The organism is uncultured Brachyspira sp. (genome assembly GCF_944393015.1).
Classification (GTDB): Bacteria; Spirochaetota; Brachyspiria; order Brachyspirales; family Brachyspiraceae; genus Brachyspira.
Map to the genome: position 1 here is coordinate 1 of NZ_CALXYQ010000014.1, position 11,989 is coordinate 11,989.

9 protein-coding genes and 1 pseudogene are annotated in these 11,989 nt (G+C 26.1%); 7 read left to right on the forward strand and 3 right to left on the reverse strand.

What is annotated here, in order from left to right; translation table 11 throughout:
- Positions 1-82: 82 nt before the first annotated feature.
- Both Q0K19_RS06500 and Q0K19_RS06505 read right to left on the reverse strand, forming a co-directional pair.
- A pseudogene (locus tag Q0K19_RS06500) lies at positions 83-752 on the reverse strand (YitT family protein).
- A complete protein-coding gene (locus Q0K19_RS06505; RefSeq protein ID WP_297246600.1) occupies positions 749-1,153 on the reverse strand; it encodes a MarR family winged helix-turn-helix transcriptional regulator in 405 nt (134 codons plus the stop codon). Before Q0K19_RS06505 ends, Q0K19_RS06500 begins: the two are co-directional and overlap by 4 nt.
- Before the next feature lie 213 nt (positions 1,154-1,366).
- On the opposite strand from Q0K19_RS06505, the gene trxA reads away from it, so the two are divergent.
- The 4 genes from trxA to Q0K19_RS06525 all read left to right on the forward strand — a co-directional run bounded on the left by trxA (position 1,367) and on the right by Q0K19_RS06525 (position 5,518).
- Entirely contained in the window at positions 1,367-1,684 is a 318-nt protein-coding gene (gene trxA / locus Q0K19_RS06510) for a thioredoxin (protein ID WP_297246494.1), read from the forward strand.
- Positions 1,685-1,791: 107 nt separating this feature from the next.
- Positions 1,792-3,426, forward strand: coding sequence for a hypothetical protein (locus Q0K19_RS06515; protein ID WP_297246496.1), 1,635 nt, complete (start codon positions 1,792-1,794; stop codon positions 3,424-3,426).
- Positions 3,423-4,964, forward strand: a complete 1,542-nt coding sequence (locus Q0K19_RS06520) for an NAD(P)H-hydrate dehydratase (RefSeq protein ID WP_297246498.1) — start codon at positions 3,423-3,425, stop codon at positions 4,962-4,964. Before Q0K19_RS06515 ends, Q0K19_RS06520 begins: the two co-directional genes overlap by 4 nt.
- Positions 4,965-4,966: 2 nt before the next feature.
- Complete coding sequence (locus tag Q0K19_RS06525; protein WP_297246500.1) at positions 4,967-5,518, forward strand: hypothetical protein; 552 nt, start codon at positions 4,967-4,969, stop codon at positions 5,516-5,518.
- 701 nt (positions 5,519-6,219) lie between these two features.
- On the opposite strand, the gene Q0K19_RS06530 is transcribed toward Q0K19_RS06525, so the two are convergent.
- Entirely contained in the window at positions 6,220-6,579 is a 360-nt protein-coding gene (locus Q0K19_RS06530; RefSeq protein ID WP_297246502.1) for a preprotein translocase subunit SecG, read from the reverse strand.
- Between the two features lie 222 nt (positions 6,580-6,801).
- On the opposite strand from Q0K19_RS06530, the gene Q0K19_RS06535 reads away from it, so the two are divergent.
- The 3 genes from Q0K19_RS06535 to Q0K19_RS06545 are packed head-to-tail and all read left to right on the forward strand — an operon-like array spanning position 6,802 to position 11,977.
- Positions 6,802-8,388 (forward strand): hypothetical protein, encoded by a 1,587-nt coding sequence (locus tag Q0K19_RS06535; RefSeq protein ID WP_297246504.1) that lies wholly within the window; start codon positions 6,802-6,804, stop codon positions 8,386-8,388.
- A gap of 28 nt (positions 8,389-8,416) precedes the next feature.
- The gene (locus Q0K19_RS06540) at positions 8,417-11,176 is read left to right on the forward strand and encodes an RNA polymerase subunit sigma-70 (RefSeq protein WP_297246505.1); all 2,760 of its coding nucleotides are present in this window, start codon (positions 8,417-8,419) and stop codon (positions 11,174-11,176) included.
- 27 nt (positions 11,177-11,203) lie between these two features.
- On the forward strand, positions 11,204-11,977 hold the full coding sequence (locus Q0K19_RS06545; RefSeq protein ID WP_297246507.1) for a 6-phosphogluconolactonase: 774 nt from the start codon (positions 11,204-11,206) through the stop codon (positions 11,975-11,977).
- Positions 11,978-11,989: the final 12 nt, after the last annotated feature.

Genomic DNA, 11,989 nt, shown 5'->3' on the forward strand with positions numbered 1-11,989 from the left:
GGTATGGGGCAAAGCCCCAGATATAAAAACAAAAATATAAATTTATTTTTGACAAAATATAATTGTTTAGGCATTATTATACTTAAGCATTTTTTTCAATTAAATACTTGTCTTCCAAAACTTTCAAAGGCTTGCTTACTATTTTTGCTATAAATCCTACAAAAATTGCAGCTATAATAGTACCTTCCCTAACCCCCTTCTAAATGTCCTAAATATATTAGAATAGTAGTTAAAGAAATCAATACCAATGTAACATCAAAAGCTATCTTAGTATTTCCAAATTTTACAGGAAAAACTTTACATATAGCCAATACTAATCCTTCTCCAGGAGTAGTAACTAATTTCGCCATAACTTCTATACTTACACCTACACCAACCATCAATATTCCTATAATACATAAAATCCATTGCTGAAAATAATTTGTATATGTTATATCTTTTATTAAAGACTGTGAAAAATCTATCATCATTCCAAATAAAATCAATGCCGGTATCTGAAATAGCTGAAATAAATCATATTTCTTTCTTAAAATAACTATTTGCAATATTATAAATAAGATATTGATAATTATAGTAGTTTCTCCCACTGAAAGCCCTGATATATAGCTTGTAACATAGGGTACGCTTGAAATTGGAGAAGTACCTAATGATGCTTTAATTGAAAATGCTATTCCCAAAGACATCAAATAAAGACCTATCAAAAATATAATACATCTCTCAATAAAATGATTTTTAAAAATTTCTTTGTTCATTGTTCGACTCCGTTATCTGTAAGTGATTTACATATTTCTATTAATAAAATTTTAAGTTCTTCCTGTTTATCCTGAGGTATATTTTTTATTGCTTCATTTTCTATTCTTTCAAAAATATCAAGCATAGCCTTTGAAACTTCTTCTCCTTTATCAGTTAAAGAAACATAAAGAGATCTTCTATTTCCTTCATGCTGTTTTCTTTCTATAAGACCGGCTTTTTCCATACCTAATAATATACTTCCAACCGTTGCCTGCTCTATTTCAAGGTAATTTGCTATAGTTTTTTGATCCGCTTCCTTGAATTTAGATAAAAAATACAAAACTTTAGGCTGTCCTGATGTAAGCCCTATTTTATTAGCCTCGTACATTATTTTACGGGCGAATATAGAATTGGTTTTCATTAATAAATAATGCAGATTTTCCAATAGTGAGAATCCTTATAATAAGTATACGTATAATAACAATACTCATTATACACTAATAAATTTAAAAGTCAAATTCCGTATACCGTATATAGGTATGTAGAAAAAATTAAAAAAGTTATTGACTTTTAGTAAAGTTAGAGTATACTAATTATATAAATAAAATTAAAAAATAAGCGAGGGAAAATAAATATGTCAGTACAAGAATTAAAAACAGAAAATTTTGAAGCAGCTATAAAAGGAGATAAAGCTATATTAGTTGATTTTTTTGCTGAATGGTGCGGACCTTGTAAAATGCAAACTCCTGTATTACATAAAGTAGCAGATCAATATGCTGATAAAATGAATTTTGGAGCTGTTAATGTTGATGAAGCAGAAGAAGTTGCTGCTAAATATGGAGTTCAATCTATACCTACTCTAATGGTATTCAAAGACGGAGAAATGGTAAAAAGAGCTGAAGGTATGAAAAATGAAGCTCAATTAAAAGAATGGTTGAAAGAATATCTATAAATAAAATATTTGCTTTTTAGCCTAATTTTATTAAAAATTAGGCTTTTATTTATTCTAAATTGATATATAATTCGCAATTATATTATAAAAAATTCAGGGTATAATATATGCTAAACACTAATAATAAATTGCTAGAAAATATATCAAATGAATTCAATATAGAAAATAATGAAGCTGAAAATATCGTTCAAAAATTATTCTCAAAAATAACATCCTCTATTCTAAATAAAAACAGATTTTACATTTATAAAGTTGGTATTTTAAGTTTAGATAAAGATAATAATATCGTATTAAGTAAAGAAGATGAAAATTTTGATGAATCATTAGAATCGCTAAATGTTACAAATAATAATATAAAAAATATTTTTTTAGAAAAATCAATATATAAAAGCATATTCAAAAATATAGCTGATATATCAAAAGAAGAAAATGTATATATACAAAACTTTGGTACTTTTTCAAATACTAGTTTTGAAGCCGATGATTATCTAAAAAACAAAATAAAAGAATTAGATAATAATGAAATTGTGGAAGATATATTAGATGAATTAGACAGTCAAATAAAAAATAAAAACCTTAATTATAATTCAAATAATGATGAAATTGAAGAAATTGTTGAAGTTACAGATGAAGAAAACAAAGAAGAAGTAAATAAATCTATAGATAATAATGTTGTAGGAAATATATGGAAAAATTATAATTCTATAGACTTAAATAGTATGATAAAAAATTTAAATGAAAAAGAAGTTATAGAAAATAAATCCGAAAAAGTAGAAAAAATAGAAGAATCAAAAATTAATAATAATATATCCGATAATAACAATAATGATTATCCTGAAATGAAAGAATATTCTAAAGAAGAATTGTTGGATATTAACCATTTTGATAAAGAAGATTTAGAATACAGTGATACTCATTATAATAGTGAAGAGGAGGATAAAAAAGAAATAGCAGATAATTTATTAGAAGTAAATGTACAAAAAGAATTATTTAATAAAAATAACAACAATAATAATAAAACACTAAACACTAATATTAAAAAATCAGGAAATAAAAAAATGGATAAAAACAATGTAAAAAGAAAAAATGTATTACTTGTAGGTATTATAAGAGTAATATTCATTATAATAGTAATATTTATACTTGGTATAGCAACATCAATATATTATAACAGCAATAAAGTAATATCAAGCAATAGTATAGAAAATAAAAAACTTTATGATATAGTTAATGAATATTTTAATCAAATAGATTCAGCAAACTTATCATATATTACTTCAAAAGATATGTATTATTGGGATATAGCAAAAACTCTATATGGAGATGCAACATATTGGCCTTTGCTATATGCTTATAACAATGATAAATTTAAAATAAGTAATGTTATAAAAAAAGGAAGTACTATATCATATAGAAATATTCCGGATTTTTACTCTGTAAGAGAGATAAAATATCTAAATAATACATTATCAAAATCTTATATATATGTTTATCCTATACTAACAAATGATAATAAATATAATCATGCTTTATGGGCATTAAAATTATCTGCATATTATGATTTGAATGTATTTAAAAACAATTCAAATGTAATACCTGAAGAAACATATATGGAAATATTAAATAATAATAGTACAATAAATACTACATATAATGATCTTATAAAATATGGTCAATTAAATGAAAATATAGTTTTATCAATTTTTGATATTATAAAGGAAGCATTAGGAATAAAAAAATGAAAGTTGTAAGTACAGAAGATCTAATTAATATAGATAAAAAAACTATAGAAAAAATTCCTTCCATACTTCTTATGGAGCATGTGGCAAGTGAAATTTTCTATTTGCTTGTAAAAAGACATAGAAAATTATTATATACAAAAACCGTTTATATTTTTTCATCTGTTGGAGGAAACGGCGGAGACGGACTTGCAATAGCCAGATATTTAATAAAAAATGGATATGATGTTAAGATATATATCACAGGAAATCTTGATAGAGTTAATAAGGACACATATTCTAATTTTAATATATTAAAATCTATGAATATAGATATTAATTATTTAGGAAGCGAGGAAGATGCTGTATCCGCTGCTGAAAATATAGAAAGAAAATCTATAGTATTGGATTCATTATTCGGAACAGGCGGAAACAGACCATTAGAAGGAATACAAAAAAAACTTATAGACTGCTTAAATAAATTAGATGTTCTTAGAATAGCAATAGATATACCTTCAGGATTAGCTTCAAAAATAAATGATTATGATAATGTGCATACTTGTTTTAAGGCTCATGAAACTTATACAATATGCTTTGCTAAAGATATATTCTTCTTATACAGAACTAGAGAATATATAGGAAAATTATTCATAATAAAATCAATATTCCCTAATGAAATACTAGATAGTTGGGGATATAAAGCAAAACTAATAGACTATAATGAAAAAATACATATAAATAGAAATTCACTATACAGCAAAAGAGAACAGGGAATGCTTGCTATAGTGGCAGGAAGTGATAATTATATAGGGGCTGCCGTTTTAGCTGCAAATGCCGCTTATAGATTAGGTGTAGGATATATAAGACTATATGTACCTAAAGGCATAGTTAAAAATATAAGAGATGCCATAATGCCTTCTATGCCTGAGGTTGTTATTATAGGAGTTGGGGAAGAAAATCAAAAATTCTTCACAGAAAATGATATTGAAATAGTAAATGATATTAATAAAAGCGATGCTTGTATAATAGGCTCAGGTATAGGCAGAGATATGTCTACAGAAATTTTCATAAACAGTATATTAAAGCAAATAAATATACCTACTGTTATAGATGCTGATGCTTTATATTTAATGTTTGAAAGTACTCTTAATGAACTTAACAATAATTTTATAATTACACCTCATATATATGAATTTGAAAAACTTACACAAATCAATCATATAGAGGCATTAGAAAACCCATATCAGGCATTATTAAGATACAGACAAAAAACTAATGCTTCAATAGTCTTAAAAGATGCTGTAAGTTTCTTAATGCATGAAAATGATATATATATAAATTATAACCCTAGAGAATCTATGGGAAAAGCAGGCATGGGTGATGTTTTTACCGGATTTATAGGTGCTTTGCTTGCTAGAAGATTAGATATATTAGAGGCTTCGAAATTAGCATTGATAATACAGTCTAAATCTTTTAATATATTATCAAAAAAATTCGGAAATGATTATATTCAGCCTAAAGATTTAGCAAATATTTCATACAAAATACTAAAAAGGATATAAATTTGCCTAGAGAAGTTTACGACCCTAAAGAAAAAGAATTAGAATTCTATGGTAAAAGAGATATAAAACCTCCAGCTCCTAAAAGAGAAGTAAGTATATTTGCAAGAAGATGGTTCATGTTTTTATACGGTACTTTTCTTACATTAGCTGTAGTCGGCATGCTTTTATATAAAAAAGGATTCTTTAATAATATACCATTATTTGAAGCTTTAAAGCCTAAAACTGATGTAATAGTAAAGATTAATAAAGCACAGTCCATTGATGATGTTATAATAACAACTATAGAACTTGAAAATTCTAATTACACTAATTCTGAAAGTGTAGAAGTATTAAGAACTTCTTTCTCATTATACAAATATAGAAAATTAATATTTTCAGGAGATCGTTCTTTTAATAATATAAGATTTCCTGTAGGTCAAAGAATAGGATTTGAGCTTAACTTTGATAAAAATTATTGGAAAGAAGCTAATAAACTAGAAATAATACTGCGTTTCGATAATAATCTAGTCAAAACAAACAGTATAAATACCAAAAAAATCAAAATAAAATATTGATCTATAGCTAAACAACTATATTTTGTCAAAAATTATTTTCTGGGACTACACAGTCGCTCCGCTCTGCGTACTTCGTAACGCCCCCAGTTCTTTTGCGACCGAAGGAAGTACTGCGACTGAAAGGAGTACCTGACGAAGTCCACCTTTGGTGTAGTCTAAATTTAGTTTATGTCATATATTTAATAAGTATATATTTAATATAAAGTTATAGTAATTGCGTTTTTCGCATAGAGTATCCGAAGGATAAAAACTTTGACGAAGTCCGCAGAGCGTGTGCGACAAAAAAGTTGATAATTCTGCATAAAGTGTATTGATTGACGAACTTAACAATTTTCAGTATATACCTAAACAACTATATTTTGTAAAAAATAATTTTTTTAAATTTTAAATATATGCAGGGCTTTGCCCCGCACCCCACTTCTTTTGGTGCCCCAAAGAAGCAAAAAGGCTATATTTTAGCTTAAATTAATAATCTATCTTACATACAAAACAATTTTAGTATGGTTTAGTACTAATTTTATATCTTGCACTTTTTGCAACTTTTTGCGGCGGGAAAAAGTTGACTAAAAAAATGACAAACTTAAAAATTTTTAGTATATACTACAAAATAAGCAAAAATAAAAAGAACTGCTATTTTATAAACAGTTCTTTTTATTTATATATCTTCAATCTAATTAACTAGATAATTAGATAATTTATATTTATTGATTAGAAACAGTATTCGTATTTTCCATAGTTGGAGCAGCATTAGTAGGTGCTGTTAATGGAGCTGCAGGCTGCTGCTGAGTAGTTGTAGTATTAGCAGGAGTATTTGTAACATTTTCAAAAGCAGTTTTCTGAGTACTTATAGCAACAGATATAAGTAATGCTCCTACTATAAATATAGTGGAAAGAAAAGTAGTAGCCTTACTTAATGCATTTCCTCTCTGACTGCCCAAAACATTAGCCTGAGCACTTGAAAATAAACCTTCAGCTTTACCGCCTTGTATAATTATTATCAATATTAGTAGTACACATATTATAGAATAAACTACGATTCCTAAAGTTAGTAAAGCGTTCATATATATTTTTCCTTAAAATTAATTTCTTATATTATAAATATTATTTTGTTGCTAAAAATTATAACATCATACAAAATATTTTTCAAGCATAAAACTCTTAAATTTATTTTAGAAATATGGTATTATGTTAATAAAAAAATATTTTTATTAGTAAATTTAAATTTTTTCCGTTAATACTAATAAGGATTATAATACATATATATTAATGGCAGGTGCTTTATAATGGCTGTAAAAAAGACAGATACTAAAAAAAAGACTACTACTAAAAAAACTTTAGACACAAAAAAAACTGCATCCAAAACAGCAGAAGAAAAAACTACTGGCAGAATTTCATATAAAGAATTATCTGAAGAACTAAGATTAAAATTGAAGAAGTCTGATGAAAAAATAGCTGAATTAAATAAAAAATATAAAAAAGTAGTAGATATACAAAAAAAGAAAATAGAAGATAAATACAAAAAAATAATAGAAGATTTAGAATCAAAAAAATCTATACCTGCCAGAACACAAAGCAGTAATGCCGAAATAAATAAACTTCAAAAAAGATTGGAGAAATTAGAAAAAACCAATCAGAAATTGGAAGAAGAAAAAAGAAAAATAGAATTAAAAAATGAAGAATTAAAACAGAAGGCAAGAGAAGCTTTAAAATCAAAAAGCGAAATGTCTTCAAAAAGTGCCAAAACAGATAGAGAAGCTATAAAAGAAATTAAAGCATTAAAAGAGCAATTATTAGAATCTGAACAGGAAAAGAAAGAATTAAGAGCAAAATTAAAGGAAGCCGTAGCAGATTTAAAAAATGCTAAGAAAAATACAAATAAACTTTCAAAAGAAGATAAAGAACAATATAAAGAAAATTTAAGAATATTAAAACAGATAGAAAAAGAATCAAAAGCATTAGATAGAAAAAGAGAACTTCTAAAAAAAGAAGAAGAAAAACTTAAAGAAATAAGAGGCGATATAAAAAGTTCTGCTAAAGATATAGCTTCTACAATGAGAAAAAGCTATATAGCTGCTGATGATGAAGATGATAATGATGGTAATTTATTATCAAATATGGATGCCAAAACAGAAGAAGGCATTACAAAATTAGCAACTTTATTATGTGCTGCTATGGACGATTACAGAGAGCAGAAAGAAAAAGAAAGAGAAGAAGCTGAAAAAGAAGCAGAGTCTGTATCCGTTTTATCTGAGGGCGAAGAAAGATTAAATAAAGCATCTGAAGAATTAGAAAATCTTGTTGAAAACAGATTGGAAGATTCTGAAAGCACAAAAGATGAAAATTTAAATAAAAGACCTTTCACTATTATTGATAAAATAGAAAATAGCCGTGTAGAAATTAATGAAGGATATACTCCTCCTCAAGGCGGACAAGCTATAGTAGCTTCTCCTAATTCTACTCAGCAAATAGGACAAGCTCCTCAGCAAGGACAGCAGCCTAATATCACAGTTAAAGTTGAAGCTCCTAAAGAAAGTGCTAAATTGGCTAAGCCTGAATCTCAATTAAGACCAGCCAGTGAAACACCTACTATGAGAATGAAGCTTTTAGATGATATAGATGATTATGAAAAGAAACTTGTAATCACTTATGGTTTTGATAATATGCCTGAAAACACTTATTATTCTAAATACAAAAGAATATTAAGAAATGCCGCAAGAATAAGTTTGTTCGGTAATTTACAGGAAGGACTTGAAATGTTTAAACTTATAAGAGATCAGAATATACCTGATGAATATAAGCAGATGATAGATAAAAATATACAAGATATCACTTACTATTTAAGAGGCTTGCATAGAGTTAGAATGGAATAAACATAAAATTTATGGGATAAAAGTAATAATGAAAAAACTTATAAGAATTATATTAACATTATTGATAATACCTATATTATTATCATGCTCTCAAAAAAGAATAGTAGACAGAGAAATAGAGGCTGTTTATGATAAAAAAGATAATTCTTATACTATTACATACCCTGAATATAATAAACAGTATCCTAAATTTATAAATTTAAAATATGGAAAAAGCGTAAAAATAGAAGAAGGAATATCATTAACTTATAATATAGACTCTGACAATATACCTATACAATTAAATATAGAAGTAGAAGAAAATGATATAATAAAAAAACTTTCTATAGAAAATCCATTAGTTAATAGAAATATAAATCTCACATTGTACGCTACAAATTTCACTCCCCCATTAGAAAAGGATAAATTAGATAAATTATCTGTAAGCATAGAAACTGTTGGAAATGTTGATACAAAAGATAAAGTAAAAATTGCCATAAATCAATATGATGATAAAAGAAAAACAAGAGAAAATATAGCATTAATACTTCCCGAAAGCGGACATATAGCAAAGAGTAATCCTCCTTTCGTTATGATAAATAAAAGAACAACTCTTACTAGAATATCAATATCTAAAGAGCTTTCATTTACAACACGTTATGAATATACATTAAGAAATAATAGTTTCTTCTCTATAACTAATACATTAGAAAACGGAAAATGGTATATAGCATTCGATGAAAACGGAGATACAAATTTAAGAAAAATTTATCATTTCTTTATAGATGACAGCAGTACAAAAATTATACCTATAACAAATAAAACTTTTAATATACCAAGACCTTTTGTATTTATAGATAAACAGACATTTGAAGTTTTATATAATTTATTATACAGAGCAACAAGACTTCAGCCTTCTGTACTTTTAAGAAATATAAATGCATTCAAATCATATACCTCAGCAAATATGGGTAAATGGTCTGTTAACAACATAGCATATTCATCAACTGATGATACTAATAAATTATACTTTGAAAATCTGCCTTCTCATACAATGGTTATGTCTTTAAAAGCTGCTTTTGAACCTAATAATAATTTATTAAAATACGAAATAAAGCAGATGATAAGGGATATAGTAAATTTAGATGAAACAAAAATAGAAAATTATAATGTTATAGATGCAGTTAATATATTGGCTAATTCTTTGCTTATGCCATTTGATTTGATGTATGATGAGTTTTCTCCTGAAGAAATAGTTTTAATGAAGCAGGAATTTATAAAATACGGAGAAACACTCTATAATTATATAGTAGAAAATCCTTCAGAATACAGAAATAAAAACACAATCAAATATGTTACAACATTAGGATTAATAGCTATCAACATGCTTAATGAAAATGTTAATCAGGATCAAATTAGAAATTGGCATTATTTTTCTATGAATTATATAAACAGCATGGTATTTTCTATGTTTGAAAGTGACGGAAGTTTTAAATCTTCAATAAGCGAAGCATTTGATACTATTATGCCTATACTAACTTATGCATTATCATTAAAAAATGTAGGTATATTTGATGCTTTCACTTTAGAATCATTTAGAAATATAGGAAAATATTTATCAATAGTAGGATATCCTTCAGGCTACACATTGCCTATAGGATATACAGGAATATATAATAGAAGCAAATTAAGATTTGATACAGGTGCTAGAAATGCAGTTATGGAACTTTTAAGTAAAATGTGTGCTAATCCATTATATAAAAATTATGCTGTATTTGCACAAAGCGAATCTGCTGATATAAGATATCTTCCTTATGCATTAATGTGGAATAATTACTATCTTAAAGATAATGTTAATTCTACTGTTGATTTTCAATTTGAAACTTTGCTTTTGAAAAAAATACAAACTGCTATTTATAATGAAAATATAAAAGCTCTAAATGCTCCTTATTTGGCAGTATATGCAAAAGGAAGAAATGCAGATGAATCTTTCGGGCTTAATCATAATGACAGAATGAGCTTCATATATTACAATTACGGAGATTCTATAATAGATGAATTAGGATACAATTTCGATTCTAATAATTATACTATTTTCAAAGACGCTGATTTTCATAATAGTATATCAATAGATGCAGACAAAATAGAAGAAAATATGGGCAGTTATTCATATATAGAAAACATCACTAATTATTATAAAATGTTCTATGCTCATGCTAAAGCAAATCAAAGATATACATATCCAGTCAATCTTAAAAACTATGATAGAAGATTTTACTATTTAAAACCTAATATTTTGATAATAAAAGAAGATATCGAAGCATTGCCTGATATAACAAAAGAATATCATGTTTACGGATATAAATATAAATGGAATGTAAATTCAAAACTTCCAATAACTTTTGATAATGCATCTAATAAATTCATTATAGACGGAGCTTACTCTTACACATATATACAAATACTTTCATCAAATGAATTAGAATATAATGTTATTCAAACTAATATAGGTCAAAATAAATTATATACAGCACAAGTATCAACTAGAGAAAATGTAAAGAAATTTGAACCTTGGATAATAGTAAGCACAATGCCGAAAAATAATGTTCCTATTGGTATGAGAAGAAATATTTTAAATCCAAATATAAATGTAGGTAATTTCACAAGTACAAATTTGAACTTTATCGCCGGAAATAAACAATATTATATAAATATAGAAGATTATATAAATACTTCAGATAATACAAATAAAATAAACAATATACTATATACAGAAAATAGGGAAAGTGTTATAATAAGTTCAGATTAATTTTAATTAATTATAAAGGACTTATTAATGAATATATATATAGCTGATTCATATCGAGATTATACCGTATTCACAGCAAAACATATTCTAAATTTCTTAGAAAAGAAACAGGAAAAAAAAGAAAAACTTTATATTTCTGTTTCCAGCCAAGATGATACTAAAGATATCTATAAAGAAATAGTAGAAAATGTTAAAAACTATAAAATTAATTTCAAAAATATATTTATATTTCAGCAGTCGGAATATATAGGTTTAGCTCCTACAGATAAAAACAGTAAAGCGTATTTTTTACGAGAAAATCTGCTTTCAAAAATAGATATACCTGAAGAAAATGTATTTTTATTTGATGGAAGCGGTGATGAATCTCAAATGGATAAACAGCTTGAAATAATAAACAAAATAGGAAGATTCGATGTTATATGGTATTCGCTTACAGCTGATTCTACTTCTGCAGGAAATGAAAGAATGTCATCATTATCTTCATTATTTAGAATAAAGACTCTAAGCGAACACTCTATAAGTGAAATTAAAAATAAATTTGAAGATGAAAGCAAAGTACCTACTACCGTATTTAGTATGGGTATGGGATTTATAGATATGGTTGATACTGTACTATTAACATCATCTGGAATAGATAATTCATGTTCTTTAAGAGATTGTTTGGAACATGGAATAAGTAATTCTTCACCTTTAAGCAAATTACAAAAACATAGTGATGTTACGGTAATAGCTGATTATGAATCATCTTTAAGGTTATCAAGTCAAACCGTATTTATGAAGATAGAAAAAAATATAAAATAAAAGGAGAATATA